The organism is Methanosarcina sp. KYL-1, from assembly GCF_024372725.1.
Lineage (GTDB): Archaea > Halobacteriota > Methanosarcinia > Methanosarcinales > Methanosarcinaceae > Methanosarcina.
This window is the reverse complement of the sequence record NZ_VOUA01000001.1, coordinates 58993-74509: the sequence shown is the minus strand read 5'-3', so window position 1 is coordinate 74509 and position 15517 is coordinate 58993. Positions and strand designations below refer to the sequence as shown.

The window sequence follows — 15517 nt, the reverse complement described above, 5'->3', positions numbered from 1 at the left end:
ATGTTAATGCTCAAATGTTAACGTTGAGATGCAAACAGAGCAGAACCATGAACAAAGTTATGAAACATGAACCCGGCCACCATTCATGAACGAAGTTACTGATTACGAACTAAGCTAAGGATTAAATGGACGAAGTTACATCGACAAAGTTACATCGACGAAGTTACCCTGTTTGACACCCCAAAATTCTCAAATTATTAAGAACATAGAGCAGTGTACAGTATAAACTTTTCTATGGAAATTGTAGGAAAAATTACAGGTGATGTGGAGAAAAACAAAATTTATTAAAACGTTCTGGCTCCAGTACTCAGGGAAGTTGTCGATTTAACTAAGTAAAATAGTAGATGTGTATCTTCAGATATTATACTAGTATGTTAAAAATAAGAGAAGCTATATTAACCACCCGAGATATGTTATGGGGTGACATAGCAAACTGGAGGTCTTGGTAAGATTGAATCCTGAAAAGCTTAAAATAGCGGTCCTGGGAGGAACCGGCAATATCGGAGAAGGCATGGTGCTCAGGCTGGCCCTGCAGAACCTGATGGCTGGCGGCGTTAAAAACGAGGTAATCATCGGGTCCAGGTCCCCGGAAACCGCAGAAGAAGCCGCAAAAGAAGCCCTCAGAGAGCTTGAGAACTGCGGTTTTGACACCTCCGGAACCACAATTACCGGGAACAGCAACCTTGAAGCTGCAAAAGCAGCCGACATTATCATTCTCACAATCCGCTTCACCCACGTCGAACCCCTGCTTAAGGAAATCCGCGAGGCCCTGGAAGGCAAGATCGTTGTCACTCCCGTTGTCCCCATGGTAAAAGAAGGCCCTCTCTTTGAATACAGGCCCCCGGCCGAAGGCTCGGCAGCTCAGGCAATAAAGGAGCGGGTCCCGGAGTCCACAAAGGTAGTTGCAGCTTTCCACAATATTGCAGCCGGAAAATTAAAAGACATAGTGCAGTGCAAAGCTGTGCATGACTCCGTGGTCTGTAGCGATGACGAAGAGGCAAAAAAAGTTGTCTTCGAACTGGTCAGGCATATGGGCTGCCTCAAACCCCTTGACGGAGGCCCCCTGAAACACGCAAATACAATCGAATCCCTTACCCCTCTCCTGATCAATCTGGCAAAACTCAACGGAATGAAAGACCTGGGCATAAACTTCTCCTGATAAGACACGAAGCCCGGAGACAAAACGGGAAAGATCAGGGTAAAACCCGATGAAGAAAGGCCCAGGTTCCAAAGCCTGAGGCTCCGGGCTTTACCCCATCACTGATTATTTTATGGTAATCCTATCTTTTCTTTTATATAGCCCCTATAACTTAGTTTTTATATTAGAAATGACATAATATATAAATAGAATACGAATATATGTAAATAGGATGCGTAAACCTGGCCAAATAAACTTTTTAAAAAAATGAAATTTTTAAAAGAATAAACTTTTTAAAAGGTACACCCGGAGGAAGAAGAATAGTTTCCCGGATACGGCCGGACACTCCAACCCCAAACAGATTTAGTTTATGTTAAATATCATGAGAGTAATACGAATAATACAGGAAGTTGTAAACCAGGAAAAAAGAATTTTAATCCTGAAATGCGAAGCGAGGCCTTGATTTGCAGCGCTTCCTTTTGATTCGTCTTCTTTTAATCTCGCCTTTGTTTTTCTAAAACGAACGAATCCAGATAAAAATCAGCCGGTGAACCTGTATGAGTAAAGAAATTTTAGAAGTGTTGAAGGCTGCAGGGCTTGACGTGCTTGCCTGCATGCACTGCGGCACGTGCACAGGAAGCTGCCCCTCCGGGCGGCATACCGGGCTCAATACCCGGCGGATCCTCAGGGATGCGCGCAAGGACAGGGTTGTCCTTTCCGATGAAGACCTCTGGCTCTGCACCACCTGTTATACCTGCCAGGAGCGCTGCCCGAGGGGGATCCCGATTACGGATGCCCTGCTTGAACTAAGGAGACTTGCGGTCCGGGAAGGGTTCATGCTGCCCGAGCACAGGCGGGTTTCGGAAATGGTGATGGAATGCGGGCACGCGGTCCCCCTTGACGAAGAAACAAAGAAAAAGAGGGAAGAACTCGGGCTTGACCCCATACCTGAAACTGTCCAGAAGTACCCTGAAGCCTTAAAACAAATTCAGACCCTCCTCAAAACCTGCAAATTCGATGAACTTGTGGCTGAAAAATAAACATAGAGGTGGAGATTATGCAAAAGTTATCGCTGTTTCTCGGATGTATTGTTCCCAACCGCTACCCTGGAATTGAAAAAGCCACGAAACTCTGTTTGCAGCAGTTGGACATAGATGCCGTGGACCTGCCCGGAGCCTCCTGCTGTCCTGCCCCCGGGGTATTCAAATCGTTTGACAAGGCAAGCTGGCTTTCCCTTGCCAGCCGGAATATTGTCCTTTCCGAAAAGATGGAAAGAGATGTGCTGACCGTGTGTAACGGCTGCTATGCCTCCCTGGCTGATGCCAACATCGAGCTGAAAAAAGACCCAGAACTGAAAGCCCAGACAAACAAATGCCTGAAAGGTATTGGCATGGAGTACCTGGGAACAGTAGAAGTAAGGCACATCATAGAACTGCTGTACACTGAAATGGGGCCTGAAAAGCTCAAAAGTTGCGTTACAACCCCCCTCGACCTGAAAGTGGCCCTCCACTACGGATGCCACCTGGTAAAGCCCACAAAGGAAAGGAAACTTGGCGAATCCGAAGCACCCATTTTCTTTGACGAATTGGTCGAAGCCACAGGGGCAAAAAGCGTGGACTACACCGACAAGATGATGTGCTGCGGGGCAGGCGGCGGGGTGCGCTCGGGACATATAGAAGAGTCCCTTGAAATGCTCGAGCACAAGCTCTCATGCATCCAGCGGGCCGGTGTGGACTGCATCGTCAATGCATGCCCCTTCTGCCACCTCCAGTTTGACAGGGGACAGCTTGCAGTAAATGAAAAGTTCGGAACCGACTATTCCATCCCCGTCCTCCACTATTCCCAGCTCCTCGGTCTTGCACTCGGTTTTTCCCCGGACCAGCTCGGAATTGAACAGAACTCTGTCCAGAATCTCGAGTTCCTGGCAAAAGTCTATGAAATCAGTGCGGGCTTGAGGTAAAAATCGAAGTAAAAACCCGAGGAAAAAAGCTGAGGGGAAAAAAGGAAGGGGAAAAAAGCTGAAGGGGAAAAATAGGAAAAAACCTGAGGAAAAAAGCGGGGAAAAAGGAGATGAAAAGTAAAAAATGTACTTTTCTCTTAATTCTACTTTTCTCTTTGCATGTACCAGAGGCATTTCTGCCTCCACTTGCAGTTCCCGCAAACATCTTCGATATCTGAAGCGTTATTCAGATTCTCGTTGATGAGCCTGAAGGCCTCATTTGCCCCGATTACGGACCCTTCTTCCATTTCCAGTTTATCCAGCACAAGGAGGTCCATGTGCCTGATTGTACGGGAGAGAACCGATTCCTGGGCGGAACATTCCCTTTTGCTGGGGCACGAGACACATATAGCGTCACATTCGGACACAAGTTCAAGAGGCCTGGAAGGAGAAGCCTCCAGATCTGCGATCACAGCCCTCATATTGGCCACAAAAGCCAGGCTGTACCCGTAGCCCTGGAAACCTTGAATACAAAAAAGGTGATGAGCCCTGATCCTGAGGCGTTTGGATTCGGAATTTTCAAGCATGTTTTTCTCCGGCATAAAAATTTGTTAAAAATCCACCAATCATTCTATCTTATCAATTAGTTATATCATATCAATTAATTATATCATATCAATTAATTATATCGCATCAATTCATTCTATAGTATCAATTCCGGAATCATTTAAGGCAGGTAGTTCCCTTAGCGAAAGAGTAATAGAAGGAGCTTCCGAGTGTGCTGCAAAGAGAATGTCATAACCTGTTTTTAGCCCGAGCATTATATTGAGGTCGGTCCTGTCGTCGTTTAAGAGCAGGGCCTGGCCGATAGGGTTGCAGGCGGGTTCAAACCCCGAATGCTCACATTTCCTGAGCCCTAACTTCGCTTTATCAAAGCTGCATACCTTGCAGCAGACCGAAAAGACTTCAAAGTAGCGTGAAAGGATCTCATAGACAAGTCGGGATTCCCTTTCGTATTCGATACAAAAAGCAATCCCGATTTTACCGTACCCCAGTTTTTTTGCGTAAATTGCAATCTCTTCAAGCTTTGTCTTTTTCGCAGGCTCGGATTCAAGCCAGGCAGAGACCTGTAAAGATTTCAAATCCGCCCCCCTGTACTCAAGCCCCGACTTGATAACAGAACAGTTTTTGCCTTTCAGGCACTCCTTATTCCTGCACAATGCACACTGCATTTTTTCGCCCGGCTGTTATAATGTGGATAGGTACTATCAGGTACTATTACAGATCATAACTAAACTTTGAGGGTATAAATATTTCCATGAAAGCCATACAAATATTTGCAGAGATGGGGTAAAATTTGCATAGAGGCGTTCAAGCACTGAAAATACCTCAAATAAGTAAGAAAAATGAGTAAAGGCCCAAAAAACATAAAAGGGAAACAAAAATGAAAAATAGGAAAAAGGAAAAAAATAAAAAGATTGGGACTGAAAAAGGTTATTTCTGCCTGGCCTTGGGCAGGGGGCCTTCATAAATCTTTTCAAGGGCCTGGACGATTTCTTCGATTTTGTTAAAGGGAATTCCTATAAGCATTTCATCATTCTCGATGTCCGTGGCTTTCCTGCAGCCGAAGCAGCCGAGAGAGACGTTTATATCTCCGGAAAGTGTCGGCAGGATGGTGGTGTCGGCACAGGTCGCCTGGAAGGCTGCGCTGCTAAAGTTTACTCTTCCGCCCCTGAAATAGGTGCTTGCAGGGATGATCCAGTAAACGGTTTCGGGCCGGTCCACAAGAATTACCACGTCAGGTTCGACTTTTGCGTCCTTTAAGGGGCCTACGACCGTTGCAATCCGGCTCTCAGGCTCAAAGGCAGGACGCTTTGCGACCATTTCGGCTGCAGCTTCCACACTGTCAAACATCCCGAGGTTGTGGTGGAACTCTCCTGAAGCGACTTTCTCCGGAGTAGGGATGAGCCCGAGGCTTGAAGCCCCTACCACGCAGGCATGCTTGTCGGCCGGGATTACGAAAGATTCTCCTTTCCTGGCTTTCATTATGGACTGGCAGTGCCGGAGGTTTTTCTCCGGAACTTCGTACCCTTCGGGGATAAGTTCTCCTTTTTTGATTACCTTCACTGCCACCGGTTCGTATCTAAGGTCAAGGAACTTGACCAGTTTCTCTGCGATTTCAGCGTAATCCATATTACTTCCTCACCGACTGTTTATTAAATAATATTAACAGGCTGTTACATTATCTAACTTTCGAACTTCTCGATCTTTCAGAACTTCTTAATTTCAAGGGCCTTTGGGCTCCCTTTGCTCCAGGAAATCTCAGAAAGCCTGGTCTCAAGCCGGGTCCAGAGTTCCCGGATAAGGTTTGCAAATTCCACGACATCTTTGTCCCCGACAAGAGAAGCATACTCAATTACAGTTTCTTCCCTGAGCATTGCCCTTGTGGGAACGTCTGCGTAGGGAAGTTTTGCAAGCACCGGAACCCCGGCTTCTTCACAGAACAACTCGATTTCCCGGCTCTTCTTTTCGTTGAGGTCGGACCTGTTGATACAGGCTGCAGCGGGAATTCGGAAATGCTGTGTAAGTTCGACTGCCCGTTTCAGGTCGTAGAGCCCCGAAACCGTGGGTTCGGTGAGAAGGAGGACAAGGTCGGCCCCGGTAATTGCTGCCATTACAGGACAGCCCGTGCCGGGAGGACCGTCAATGATGACCAGCTCTTTTGCATAGGTTTCCGCAAGATCCCTTGCCTTTTTCCGGACAAGGGTCACAAGCTTTCCGCTCGCCTCTTCTCCTATACCCAGCTCTCCATGGGCCATTGGCCCGAAACGGGTTATGGAGGAAACTGCCTGTCCTGAAACTCTCGGAGCCATAGACACCGCATTTTCGGGGCAGGCAACGGTACAGACTGCACAACCTTCGCAGCTATACGGGTTTATTGTGAAATTTTCAAGGACTGCACCGAACCTGCAGGCTTCCAGGCAGCGCCCGCAGCCAGTGCAGCGCTCAGGGTCGATTGAGGCAAGCTCAAGCCCGGAGCTATCTTCTTTTTCCAGCACCCCGGGAGTAAGGACCAGGGGCAGATCCGCGGCATCCACATCGCAGTCCGCAAGGACTGCATCCTTTGCAAGGGAGGCAAAAGCTGCCGTAAGGGTGGTCTTTCCGCACCCGCCTTTTCCGCTGATTACGGCTAACTGTTTCATTCCGTTCCCTCGCCGCTTTCCATAATGGCCCTTATTGCCGAAAACATGCCTGCAAACTTCTCTTTCCACTCCGGCATTTCCTCAACGAAGGGGATACCTTCGGAATAAAGCTGCGCAATCCTCCTGTCATCCGGGATGCGGAGCAGGATAGGAATGCCTTTTGCCCCGCAGAACTCTTCCACCCTGGAATCCCCAAGCCCGTCACGGTTCAGGACAACCCCGAATGGGACCTTCAGGGCCTTTACTGCTTCCAGGGCAAGCCTGAAGTCATGGAAACCGAATGGTGTGGACTCGGTAACAAGCACACAGTAGTCTGCAGCCCCAATCACAGCAAGGACAGGGCACGCCACCCCTGGAGGGGAATCGATGATTGCAGGCCTGCTATTATCAATATGCCGCTGAAGGGCCCTGATGAGAGGGGTCGCCGCGGCTTCCCCGACGTTCAGGACCCCCCGGGAGAATTCAAGGGAAGAGTCGGACCTCGCACTTTCGAGAATACCAAGGATCCCTGGTTTTTCCCTGACAGCCCCTTCCGTGCAGACGAGCCCGCACCCTCCGCAACCGTGGCAGAGGGCCGGAAAAACCAGAACCCTTGAAGGAAGTGCAGCCAGGGCATTGTAGCGGCAAAAATCAGCACACTTTCCGCAGAGGGTACACTTCTCAGGGTCGATTTCCGGGACCTGGCAGGTAACATATTCCAGCTTTTCAAGTTCAAGGCCCAGAAAGAGGTTGCAGTTGGGCTCCTCCACGTCGCAGTCGAGGAGATGCACGCCTCCCAGGGAAAGGGCCAGGTTTACCGCAACCGTGGTTTTCCCGGTACCGCCTTTCCCGCTTGCTATTGCAACTTTCATTAAGGTTCCGTCCTCAACCGTGAATAAGCGGAAGCAAGAAGGTCATGCTTCGGTTAATGGTGGTGCCCGTGCTCGACACAGGTATTCTCAGACGTAGCATCCTTGAGAAGTCCGGACTCCCAGGCTTCAATCGTGTCCCGGACAGTGCCACCGGCTCCCACGAAAACCCTGATCCCGTATGATTCAAACATCTGGAGGGCTTTGTACCCAAGTCCCGCGCAGAGCATAATCTCCACTCCGTTCCGGAAAAGGTACTCAGGAGGCAGGCCCACACCCCCCATATGTTCGCTGTTGTTCGGGATTACGGAAACTTCCCTGGAATCGATGTCCAGGATCGTGTAAGTGGGAGCTTTTCCGAAATGCTGTTCAACAATTCCTTCAATGCCGTTATTATCCCTTGTGGGTACGCACACTTTCATAGAAGCACCTTCAAATTATATTTTCACTTCGCGTTTATTTTCGCTCAATGTTTGAAATATAAAAATATCAGTTGTGAATTTAATTTAACTATTTTTCATACCATTGTGAGCAGAAGAATTCGGGCTGTCAATAATGCAGAGGTCCCCGGCCTCATACTGTTTAAGGGCATCAGCTACCGTGCCTTTGACTCCGACCCGGACCTCAACCCCTACTTCAGAGAGAATGGAAAAAGAGTTGGGGCCCACGCTGCCCGTTAAAAGGATATCTGCTTTTGAATTTACAATTGCCTCTGCAGCCCGGATCCCGGACCCTCCGGAAGCCTCAGGGCCGGGATTTTTGAGGGATGTCACTGACCCTGTATCCAGATCAACGATTACGAAGTAACCGCATCTCCCGAACTGGGGATCCACTTCGGACTCAAGATCCTTTCCAGTTGAACTTATGCAAACTTTCATTTTTTATGCTCCGATTTCAGAATCCTGACTTTCGGGAATGATTTTGAGAGGTGATACGGGTGCCTGAGCACCCGCCTGAACCCAGGGTAACTCCCAGGATTAAAGGAGTTCCAATTTCACACATTTGTGTGAAAATATAAATAGCTTTCTACCCAGCGATAGAAATTTTTATATATATATTCCCCAATGTGCACAAATGACCAAAAAAGTACAGAAGTGACAATTTTTAAGGAATACTGTTTAACATTCCAGTCCATGCCGTAATTCCCCGGATTAGTACGCACACATAAAGAGTGGCGGCTTTAGGATTCTGCTTTTCATCACTTGTCTTTTTCAGGCCACCGCGAGGAATTTCACACTTTTGTACATAAATATATATAGTTTTTCATGTTGAAAGAGAAAATATTATATATTTATTCCACAATGTGCATAAGTAATCCATGAAAAAATGCAGAGGAAGACCAAAGTGTCCGAGGCGTGTGGAACAAACGCCCGATGTCACGTACTTCAAGCCAAGAGGGGTCCCACTGTCAGAACTTGAAGTGGTGTCCCTTACCGTAGAAGAGCTGGAAGCTCTGAGGCTTGTGGACCTTGAAGACCTGCGGCAGGAAGACGCAGCTGCCAGGGTAGGGATTTCAAGGAGGGCTTTCTGGGAAGACCTTAAAGCCGCCAGGATGAAGGTAGCTCTGGCCCTGAGTGTGGGAAAAGCGATAGAGATAAAAGGCGGCAACTATATCCAGGCAAAGAGTACAGACACGGACGAAGATTCTGACACGTGAAAACGGGGATAACTTCAAAGTTCTGAGATTTCACAACAGGCGATTAAAAATGACAGATAAGATTCAACCACTGGAAAGCTTATCAAAAAAGCCTGAGGAACCTAAAATAGTAGTCAACCTCAGGCGCATCAAACGTAAGATCATGGTCATGAGCGGGAAAGGAGGAGTCGGGAAGAGCACCGTTGCTGCAAACCTTGCAGCCGGGCTGGCCCTGCGCGGGTTTCAGGTAGGGCTTCTTGACTGCGACATCCACGGCCCGACCGTCCCCATAATCTTCGGGCTCGAGTCCGAAAGGCCCGAGGTAGATGAACACGGAATCCTTCCCATACAGGTCTTTTCCAACCTATCGGTAATGTCCGTCGGTTTTTTACTGGAGGATAAGGACTCCCCCATTATCTGGAGGGGCCCTGTAAAGATGGGGGCAATCAAGCAGTTCTTAGAAGAGGTGTACTGGGGAGAACTTGACTTCCTCATCATCGACCTGCCCCCCGGCACAGGAGACGAACCCCTGAGCGTAGCCCAGCTCATCCCCAACTGCGACGGCTCCGTGGTTGTCACAACCCCCCAAGACGTAGCCCTGGTCAGCGTCCGCAAATCAATAAGGTTCTCAGACAAGCTCAAAGTCCCTGTAATCGGGATCGTGGACAACATGAACGGCCTTGTCTGCCCCCACTGTGGCGAACTGATAGAAGTCTTCGGAAGCGGCGGCGTAGAAAAAGCCTCAAACGATTTCAACGTCCCCGTCCTTGCCAAACTCCCGATCGAGCCCAAAGTTGCCGAAATGGAAGACAAAGGCACAGTCATCCAGGGCCTCGACCACAGCACGGAGTGGCAGAAAAACTTTGAAAAAGTTGTGGATGCAATTCAAAAGACCCTGAAGGAAGAATAAAACCAGTTAAGGTTTATTCATTTCCACATCTTTTTCATTTTTCCCTTTTCTTTTTTTCAGCATTTTTTCTTTTTATTCTGTTCTTTTACTTTCCGGGATTTTTCGATTTTTATTCAGTTTTTGCATTTCAGCATCTGTGTTTCTTTGTTAATAAATTTGAACTTCCCACTCAACTGCCGAATTCCGCCCCCAGGGAGCAGGAGAAACAAAATTATTTGTCTAAAAAGAATCTACCAACAATGCCCATACCCATTTAAGGGAAGAAATAAGAAATTAACAGATTAACGGATAAGGAACAAAAGATACAAAATTAACAAGATCAGAAAAACAAATAAGAAATAAGCAGAAGGGGGCAGTATGAAAAAAATTAGCCTACTGATAATCCTCCTTGCAGGTGTGCTCCTCACGGCCGGCTGTACGGAAGAAAATGCGGAAAATCCCGCGGGCCCTCCGGAAATACCAGAGGGCTCCGTTGTCGAAGTAAACGAACTTGGGCAAATAAACGAAGCCCTCGCCGAAGGCCCTGTTTTCCTGAAACTGGGAGCCGAATGGTGCAGCCCCTGCAGGGCAATGAAACCCATCCTGGCTGAGATGGCGGTCACCTATGAAGGAAGAGCCACGGTCATGTCTGCGGACATAGATAAAAGCCCTCAACTTGCAGCCTATTTTAAAGTGGGCTATATCCCGGACTCCTGTGTAATCGTGGGGTTTGAGGACGGGAAATATAGGTACATGCAGGAGGACGGAAACGTCACAGAAGACAGGTACCGGGCCAGGATGATCGGACTCCATGACAAAGAAACTTACGAAGAGCGCCTGGACCTGGCACTCCAGCAGGTTGAAAAGGACAAAGCTGAACAAAAAAATGAAACTGCCGAATGAAAAACTGAACCCAGGAACGGAAATCCTGAATGAAAACCAGGAATTCAGGAATGAAAACCAGGATGCTGGGAATGAAAACAGGACTTCAGAATGAAAAAGCGGATCTAGACAAAACCGGACCCTGAAAACCATGTTTCACGAAGCGATAACTCCCCTGGCTGCCTTTGGCGCAGGTGTCCTGAGCGTCCTTTCCCCCTGCATCCTCCCCCTTTTGCCTGCAGTCCTGGCCACTTCTGCCGGGAAAGGAAAACTCAGGCCCCTTACGGTAGTACTCGGGGTTTCCATAACCTTTACCTTAATGGGAATAATCAGCTCCGCCTTCGGCGCAGTTTTCGGGGCCTATATCGAATATTTAAAGCTGACTGCAGGGATTCTCATAATCATAATGGGGCTTGCAATGCTTTTTGAACTCAACATATTCAACGCCTTTGCAAGGCTCCCCCTCCCTGTGGACCTGAAAGCAGAAGGAGCGACTGCAGGCCTGCTGCTCGGGCTTTCCCTGGGCGTGCTCTGGATCCCCTGTGTGGGCCCGATGCTGGCTTCAATCCTGACCATGGTAGCCGTGGAAGGGGATGCGGCATACGGAGCTTTTATGCTCTTCATCTACTCCCTGGGCTTTGCCGTGCCTATGCTCCTGCTGGCTTACTCCATGCACCTGTCCTCAACAAAACTCAGGCTGATCTCCCGGTATGATGCGGCTTTCAAGAAGGGAGCCGGGATAGTCCTCGTGCTTGTAGGGCTCTGGATGGTCTACCAGAACCTGTTCAGAGGGCTTTTCAGATGACTCATTTAAAATAGTGAAAGCGGACGTAAAAAGAAAAAAAAGGACGGAAAAGGGAAAGAAAAAGGGACCAAAAAGAGAAAAAAACAGGACGGAAAGAAAGAAGAAAGAGAAAAACGGAATGGAAAAAGAAAACGGAAAAGCAGAGAATTTTACTCCTCGCTTTCCCTTGCGATTGCCACGAGTTCGTTTACGCAGGCAACAGCCATCGGAGTCCCACCCCTGGTCCCGACACAGCTTATGGAGGGGATGGGGATTTTAAGGTCCCGGACCATTTCTTTTGACTCGGCTGCATTTACGAAACCCACGGGAAGCCCGATGATAAGGGCAGGCCTCAAGCCTTTTTCGATCATTTTGCAGACCATGATGAGGGCAGAAGGAGCATTTCCGATTGCTATAATGCTTCCTTCGAGCCTGTCCCTGGCAGCCAGGTAACCTGCAGAAGTCCGGGTAATCCCGTACTTGTTAGCGATTTCGGAATCAGGGTCCTCGTCGAGCACGCAGATGATTTCGGACTTGTGCCCCACACGGGTGATCCCTGCCTTTACCATGTTGATGTCCACAAAGATAGGGGCGCCTTTTTTGATCGCTTCCACGCCTGCAGGGATGGGGTCATTAGAAAAGCGCATGATGTCTGCTACGGAGAGGTCCCCGGTGGCAATAACGCAGCGCTGGCGGAAACGGTCTTCGGGGGTGTTGTTCCCGATGATTTCCTGGATCATTGTCCGGCTTTTCATGTAGATGGCTTTGGCCTCTTCGGTCCTTGCGCCGGAGTCCCTGCAGATGCTCACAAGTTCGGGGTCAACATCCACGGTAAGCTCGGTAAACTCCTCAAGGTTTTCAAGAGCCACGGCTTTCCCTTCACTGCTTTTTTCAGTAGTCATATTTCTTATGATACCCCCTGGGTGTGATGATGATATCCTTTTTCGGAGACTTCCAGATCCTGGACTCCCCGTTGCCTATGAGAATGGCGGTGCTCATGTCGACCCAGTCCTCGTACTCCATGACTTCCCCGAGGGTTGTTACGATCTGGTCCTCGCCCTCACCTCTCATGGCGTTCTTGACAAGCCCTACAGGCACGGAGTCGGACTTATACTTGCGGATGATTTCGATTGCCCTTGCAAAGTTGGATTTTCTCTTGCGGCTCTTAGGGTTGTAGAGCCCGATCACAAAATCAGCGTCTGCTGCCATGTTAAGCCGCTTTTCAATAACATCCCAGGGGGTCAAGAGGTCGCTTAAACTGATCACCGCAAAGTCCGTCACCACGGGTGCGCCAAGAAGGCTTGCCCCGGCAAGGACTGCCGTGACCCCGGGCAGGATTTCGATGTCCACGTCAAGGTTCTCGTGTTCAGCTACCTCCAGCACAATGCCTGCCATGCCGTAGACGTTGGTGTCTCCCCCGCTGACCATGACCACGTTTGCGGTTTTTGCAAGTTCCACGGCTTTTCTGGCCCTTTCGACCTCTTTTCCCATGAAACTCCGGATTACTTCCTGGGTGCCGAGAAGGCTTTCCATCTGGTCAAGGTAGGTACTGTTCCCGAGGACATAATCGGCATTGAGGATAACGTCCCGGGCTTTGAGGGTCAGCTGTTCCACGGAGCCCGGTCCGATCCCTACAACGTAGAGTTTTCCGCCGGATGCCTTATCTTGCGATTGCGATTGTGACTCTGCCATAGACTTTCTTCCTGCAAATCAATTCTTTTTTTTCCGAGAGGGCCAGGGCCGCAGGCTCTGCAACCCCTTTTAACCCGAAGCGCGAAGCCTGGGACGAGGAAGGGGGGTTGTAGCTGTTCAGCACTTCGTCCGGCAAAAAATTAACCGGAATGCCGAGCAGTTCTCCTGCTTCCAGCAGTCCCTGTTCATTTTCCTTGAGTTTCGCAGAGGCGAAGGCCGTGACTTCTTCAAGGCTCGCCCCGCACTCCTCGAGCGCCTGCTTCACAGCCTCAACGACTTCTTCTGTTGTTATGCCCCTGCGGGTTCCGATTCCTATGATCATCCGTAATCGTCTGTCTGCTGCCATTTAATGCAGCTGTAGGCTCGGTTAGCTATCAATTCAATTAACTTCAATTAACTTCAATTAACTTCAATAACTTCAATTAACTTCAATTAACTTCAATAACTTCAATTAACTTCAATTAACTTCAATTAACTTCAATTAACTTCAATCAATTTCAATCTGTGTTGCTTTCCTGCCAGGCCGACTCCTGCCGCTTCCTGATGAGCACGGAGACATCCTCGTCCACGACGACAATTCTTGGCCCTTTCACTTCAAGGACCTCAACCTCCTGGTCAAGGAGTGCACAGTTTACGGCTACCGTGGAGGCTTTATTGAAGATCTCACAGCCCAGGCGGTCGGCTATTCCCTCAACCGAGGGTTTCCCGTGCACTTCCGTGGCAGTGGTGAGCACAGGGACTGCCCCGAGTTCCGAAAGCTTTCGAGCGATTTCGTTTGCCCCGTGGTGGCCCCCGAGAAGGGGAATTGCGAAGTTCAGGTTAGAGTCCACAACGACCACGGCGGGGTCCGACCACTTATTATTCAGAAGGGGGGCTATGTCCCTGACCACGATGCCTGTGGCAAAGACCGCAACGATTGCCCCATACTTTTCAAAAGCCGTTTCGAATATTCCCTTTTCGTAAAGGAGGAGGTCGGCTCCCAGATGCTCCGCTATCCGGGCAGCAATTTCCCGGTTCCTTTCAAATGTAATTACAGCGGTTCCTGGGGCACTCCGTATAAGTAGGACCTCCTGTAGTTTTTGGGGTCGACAACCCCGCCGATAATAATCATTGCCGAGCGCGTGATCCCGGCATCCTTTACCTTATCAGCAATGTCTTCTACAGTCCCTGTGATAACTTCCTCATCTTCCCAGGAAGCATGGAAAACCACTGCCACAGGAGTGTCTTTCGGGCAGGTGACTTTCTCCATGATTTCCCGGATCTTCTGGGTGCCGAGGAAAATCGCCATTGTCGTGTTATAGGCAGAAAGCTCGGGGATGAGGTCTTTTTCCAGGGTCTTTCCCGCAGGGCGGGTGATGATGAGGGTATCGGAGACCCCGTTTAAGGTCAGCTGGGTACCAAGAGCAGCTGCACTTGCAAAAACCGAAGAGACGCCTGCAACCCTTTCGACTTCAATGTCGTATTTTCTCAGCTCTTCCATCTGCTCAATAACGGACCCGTAGAGGGAGGGGTCTCCACTGTGGAGCCTGACCACGAATTTCCCTGCATCGACTGCTTCTGCGATTATTTTCGTGGTCTCGTCAAGGGTCAACCCGTAGCTGTCCACGGTTTCTCCTTTTGCGTAGTTAAGGACCTCGGGGTTTACAAGGGAACCCGCATACATCACAAGGTCCGCTTTTTCAAGCATTTCGCGCCCCAGCACGGTAATGAGTTTGGGGTTTCCGGGGCCTGCCCCTACAAAATAAACTTTCCTTTCCATCTGACCATTCCCTTTGCTTTCTTGCTTAACCTGGCTGCCAGGATACCTCAAATTCCGGATACCCTTATCTGGCCGCATTTATTTTTTGCCGTAGATGATGCTGAAATAATTCCCTTTTTCCGGGATCTCTTCTTTTTTGCTGATTATAACTTCGCTGTCCGAAAAGAGCTTTTCTGCAAAGACAAACTCCGTATACCCTTCAGCTTCGAGCTGTTCCACAATCTTTTTCGGCTGCGTGGCTTTCAGGTGGATCTTGTACCCGATCTCCGAGCCGTCGCTGACCTCAAAGGAACTTTCAACCGCCACATCAGTCCTGGCGGCAAAAGAGGTGATGGAACTAATGCCGGGGATGGTTGCGACCTCGACGTCCGGGTAGTGCTTACGCATAACTTTTTTAAGGTGAGTGAAAGTGGAGAAAAAGTTAGGGTCGCCTATAAGCCCGAAAGCCACGGTTCCATTCCTTGCCTCTTCTGCCACCCTGTCGGCATTTTCTTTCCAGAGGGCATTGAGGACCTCGATATCCCTTATCATGGGGAACTCAAGGATTTCGGCATCCGCATAAGGGGCAACAAGCTCTTCTGCCATGCGCCCGGGCACGTATACTTTATCGCTGTTTTTCAAAACATTAACCGCTTTCAGGGTCAGAAGTTCAGGGTCTCCGGGACCAAGTCCTACTCCTATTAACATCTTATCGCTCCATAGATATCAAAGGTAAATGTAAAGGCATGAATTCAGGACATGAATTTA

At 49.1% G+C, this 15517-nt stretch carries 20 protein-coding genes; 7 read left to right on the top strand and 13 right to left on the bottom strand.

Annotation, left to right across the window (positions count from 1 at the left end; all coding sequences use genetic code 11):
* The first annotated feature begins 451 nt into the window (after positions 1-451).
* The 3 genes from npdG (at position 452) to hdrB (ending at position 3098) form a co-directional block, all read left to right on the top strand.
* Positions 452-1159, top strand: coding sequence for an NADPH-dependent F420 reductase (gene npdG, locus FTO70_RS00380; protein WP_255333711.1), 708 nt, complete (start codon positions 452-454; stop codon positions 1157-1159).
* Between the two features lie 536 nt (positions 1160-1695).
* Positions 1696-2178, top strand: coding sequence for a CoB--CoM heterodisulfide reductase subunit C (gene hdrC / locus FTO70_RS00375; RefSeq protein WP_255333710.1), 483 nt, complete (start codon positions 1696-1698; stop codon positions 2176-2178).
* A gap of 17 nt (positions 2179-2195) precedes the next feature.
* Positions 2196-3098, top strand: a complete 903-nt coding sequence (hdrB, locus tag FTO70_RS00370; RefSeq protein WP_255333709.1) for a CoB--CoM heterodisulfide reductase subunit B — start codon at positions 2196-2198, stop codon at positions 3096-3098.
* Between the two features lie 143 nt (positions 3099-3241).
* Here hdrB and FTO70_RS00365 read toward each other — a convergent pair whose 3' ends face one another.
* From FTO70_RS00365 to FTO70_RS00335, 7 genes are all read right to left on the bottom strand, one after another.
* Positions 3242-3664 carry a DUF1284 domain-containing protein gene (locus FTO70_RS00365; RefSeq protein WP_255333708.1) on the bottom strand — a complete coding sequence of 141 codons (423 nt, stop codon included), beginning with the start codon at positions 3662-3664 and terminating at the stop codon, positions 3242-3244.
* A gap of 111 nt (positions 3665-3775) precedes the next feature.
* Positions 3776-4309, bottom strand: coding sequence for a DUF1847 domain-containing protein (locus FTO70_RS00360; RefSeq protein WP_255333707.1), 534 nt, complete (start codon positions 4307-4309; stop codon positions 3776-3778).
* 262 nt (positions 4310-4571) lie between these two features.
* Positions 4572-5270 carry a DUF169 domain-containing protein gene (locus FTO70_RS00355; protein WP_255333706.1) on the bottom strand — a complete coding sequence of 233 codons (699 nt, stop codon included), beginning with the start codon at positions 5268-5270 and terminating at the stop codon, positions 4572-4574.
* 77 nt (positions 5271-5347) lie between these two features.
* A complete protein-coding gene (locus FTO70_RS00350; RefSeq protein WP_255333705.1) occupies positions 5348-6280 on the bottom strand; it encodes an ATP-binding protein in 933 nt (310 codons plus the stop codon).
* Positions 6277-7131 carry an ATP-binding protein gene (locus tag FTO70_RS00345; protein ID WP_255333704.1) on the bottom strand — a complete coding sequence of 285 codons (855 nt, stop codon included), beginning with the start codon at positions 7129-7131 and terminating at the stop codon, positions 6277-6279. Before FTO70_RS00345 ends, FTO70_RS00350 begins: the two co-directional genes overlap by 4 nt.
* Positions 7132-7184: 53 nt before the next feature.
* The gene (locus FTO70_RS00340) at positions 7185-7550 is read right to left on the bottom strand and encodes a NifB/NifX family molybdenum-iron cluster-binding protein (protein WP_255333703.1); all 366 of its coding nucleotides are present in this window, start codon (positions 7548-7550) and stop codon (positions 7185-7187) included.
* 84 nt (positions 7551-7634) lie between these two features.
* Positions 7635-8006, bottom strand: coding sequence for a NifB/NifX family molybdenum-iron cluster-binding protein (locus FTO70_RS00335; RefSeq protein WP_255333702.1), 372 nt, complete (start codon positions 8004-8006; stop codon positions 7635-7637).
* Positions 8007-8446: 440 nt separating this feature from the next.
* On the opposite strand from FTO70_RS00335, the gene FTO70_RS00330 reads away from it, so the two are divergent.
* The 4 genes from FTO70_RS00330 to FTO70_RS00315 all read left to right on the top strand — a co-directional run bounded on the left by FTO70_RS00330 (position 8447) and on the right by FTO70_RS00315 (position 11340).
* Positions 8447-8785 carry a DUF134 domain-containing protein gene (locus tag FTO70_RS00330; protein ID WP_255333701.1) on the top strand — a complete coding sequence of 113 codons (339 nt, stop codon included), beginning with the start codon at positions 8447-8449 and terminating at the stop codon, positions 8783-8785.
* 49 nt (positions 8786-8834) lie between these two features.
* Entirely contained in the window at positions 8835-9674 is an 840-nt protein-coding gene (locus FTO70_RS00325; RefSeq protein ID WP_255333700.1) for an Mrp/NBP35 family ATP-binding protein, read from the top strand.
* A gap of 357 nt (positions 9675-10031) precedes the next feature.
* Positions 10032-10556 (top strand): thioredoxin, encoded by a 525-nt coding sequence (locus FTO70_RS00320; protein WP_255333699.1) that lies wholly within the window; start codon positions 10032-10034, stop codon positions 10554-10556.
* Positions 10557-10686: 130 nt separating this feature from the next.
* A complete protein-coding gene (locus tag FTO70_RS00315) occupies positions 10687-11340 on the top strand; it encodes a cytochrome c biogenesis CcdA family protein (RefSeq protein ID WP_255333698.1) in 654 nt (217 codons plus the stop codon).
* A gap of 149 nt (positions 11341-11489) precedes the next feature.
* On the opposite strand, the gene FTO70_RS00310 is transcribed toward FTO70_RS00315, so the two are convergent.
* The 6 genes from FTO70_RS00310 to FTO70_RS00285 all read right to left on the bottom strand — a co-directional run bounded on the left by FTO70_RS00310 (position 11490) and on the right by FTO70_RS00285 (position 15457).
* Positions 11490-12221 carry a precorrin-8X methylmutase gene (locus tag FTO70_RS00310; RefSeq protein ID WP_255333697.1) on the bottom strand — a complete coding sequence of 244 codons (732 nt, stop codon included), beginning with the start codon at positions 12219-12221 and terminating at the stop codon, positions 11490-11492.
* Positions 12211-13011 carry a precorrin-3B C(17)-methyltransferase gene (gene cobJ, locus FTO70_RS00305; RefSeq protein WP_255333696.1) on the bottom strand — a complete coding sequence of 267 codons (801 nt, stop codon included), beginning with the start codon at positions 13009-13011 and terminating at the stop codon, positions 12211-12213. Before cobJ ends, FTO70_RS00310 begins: the two co-directional genes overlap by 11 nt.
* Positions 12980-13357, bottom strand: a complete 378-nt coding sequence (locus FTO70_RS00300; RefSeq protein WP_255333695.1) for a cobalamin biosynthesis protein — start codon at positions 13355-13357, stop codon at positions 12980-12982. Before FTO70_RS00300 ends, cobJ begins: the two co-directional genes overlap by 32 nt.
* Positions 13358-13508: 151 nt before the next feature.
* A complete protein-coding gene (locus FTO70_RS00295) occupies positions 13509-13961 on the bottom strand; it encodes a cobalamin biosynthesis protein CbiG (RefSeq protein WP_255334018.1) in 453 nt (150 codons plus the stop codon).
* Positions 13962-14041: 80 nt separating this feature from the next.
* Positions 14042-14770 carry a cobalt-precorrin-4/precorrin-4 C(11)-methyltransferase gene (locus tag FTO70_RS00290; protein ID WP_255333694.1) on the bottom strand — a complete coding sequence of 243 codons (729 nt, stop codon included), beginning with the start codon at positions 14768-14770 and terminating at the stop codon, positions 14042-14044.
* 78 nt (positions 14771-14848) lie between these two features.
* Positions 14849-15457 carry a cobalt-factor II C(20)-methyltransferase gene (locus FTO70_RS00285; RefSeq protein WP_255333693.1) on the bottom strand — a complete coding sequence of 203 codons (609 nt, stop codon included), beginning with the start codon at positions 15455-15457 and terminating at the stop codon, positions 14849-14851.
* Positions 15458-15517 lie beyond the last annotated feature (60 nt).

Coding starts and splice junctions, on each gene's coding strand:
- hdrC (WP_255333710.1), top strand. CDS start 1,696: ATGAGTAAAGAAATTTTAGAAGTGTTGAAGGCTGCAGGGCTTGACGTG.
- hdrB (WP_255333709.1), top strand. CDS start 2,196: ATGCAAAAGTTATCGCTGTTTCTCGGATGTATTGTTCCCAACCGCTAC.
- FTO70_RS00365 (WP_255333708.1), bottom strand. CDS start 3,664: ATGCTTGAAAATTCCGAATCCAAACGCCTCAGGATCAGGGCTCATCAC.
- FTO70_RS00360 (WP_255333707.1), bottom strand. CDS start 4,309: ATGCAGTGTGCATTGTGCAGGAATAAGGAGTGCCTGAAAGGCAAAAAC.
- FTO70_RS00355 (WP_255333706.1), bottom strand. CDS start 5,270: ATGGATTACGCTGAAATCGCAGAGAAACTGGTCAAGTTCCTTGACCTT.
- FTO70_RS00350 (WP_255333705.1), bottom strand. CDS start 6,280: ATGAAACAGTTAGCCGTAATCAGCGGAAAAGGCGGGTGCGGAAAGACC.
- FTO70_RS00345 (WP_255333704.1), bottom strand. CDS start 7,131: ATGAAAGTTGCAATAGCAAGCGGGAAAGGCGGTACCGGGAAAACCACG.
- FTO70_RS00340 (WP_255333703.1), bottom strand. CDS start 7,550: ATGAAAGTGTGCGTACCCACAAGGGATAATAACGGCATTGAAGGAATT.
- FTO70_RS00335 (WP_255333702.1), bottom strand. CDS start 8,006: ATGAAAGTTTGCATAAGTTCAACTGGAAAGGATCTTGAGTCCGAAGTG.
- FTO70_RS00330 (WP_255333701.1), top strand. CDS start 8,447: ATGAAAAAATGCAGAGGAAGACCAAAGTGTCCGAGGCGTGTGGAACAA.
- FTO70_RS00325 (WP_255333700.1), top strand. CDS start 8,835: ATGACAGATAAGATTCAACCACTGGAAAGCTTATCAAAAAAGCCTGAG.
- FTO70_RS00320 (WP_255333699.1), top strand. CDS start 10,032: ATGAAAAAAATTAGCCTACTGATAATCCTCCTTGCAGGTGTGCTCCTC.
- FTO70_RS00315 (WP_255333698.1), top strand. CDS start 10,687: ATGTTTCACGAAGCGATAACTCCCCTGGCTGCCTTTGGCGCAGGTGTC.
- FTO70_RS00310 (WP_255333697.1), bottom strand. CDS start 12,221: ATGACTACTGAAAAAAGCAGTGAAGGGAAAGCCGTGGCTCTTGAAAAC.
- cobJ (WP_255333696.1), bottom strand. CDS start 13,011: ATGGCAGAGTCACAATCGCAATCGCAAGATAAGGCATCCGGCGGAAAA.
- FTO70_RS00300 (WP_255333695.1), bottom strand. CDS start 13,357: ATGGCAGCAGACAGACGATTACGGATGATCATAGGAATCGGAACCCGC.
- FTO70_RS00290 (WP_255333694.1), bottom strand. CDS start 14,770: ATGGAAAGGAAAGTTTATTTTGTAGGGGCAGGCCCCGGAAACCCCAAA.
- FTO70_RS00285 (WP_255333693.1), bottom strand. CDS start 15,457: ATGTTAATAGGAGTAGGACTTGGTCCCGGAGACCCTGAACTTCTGACC.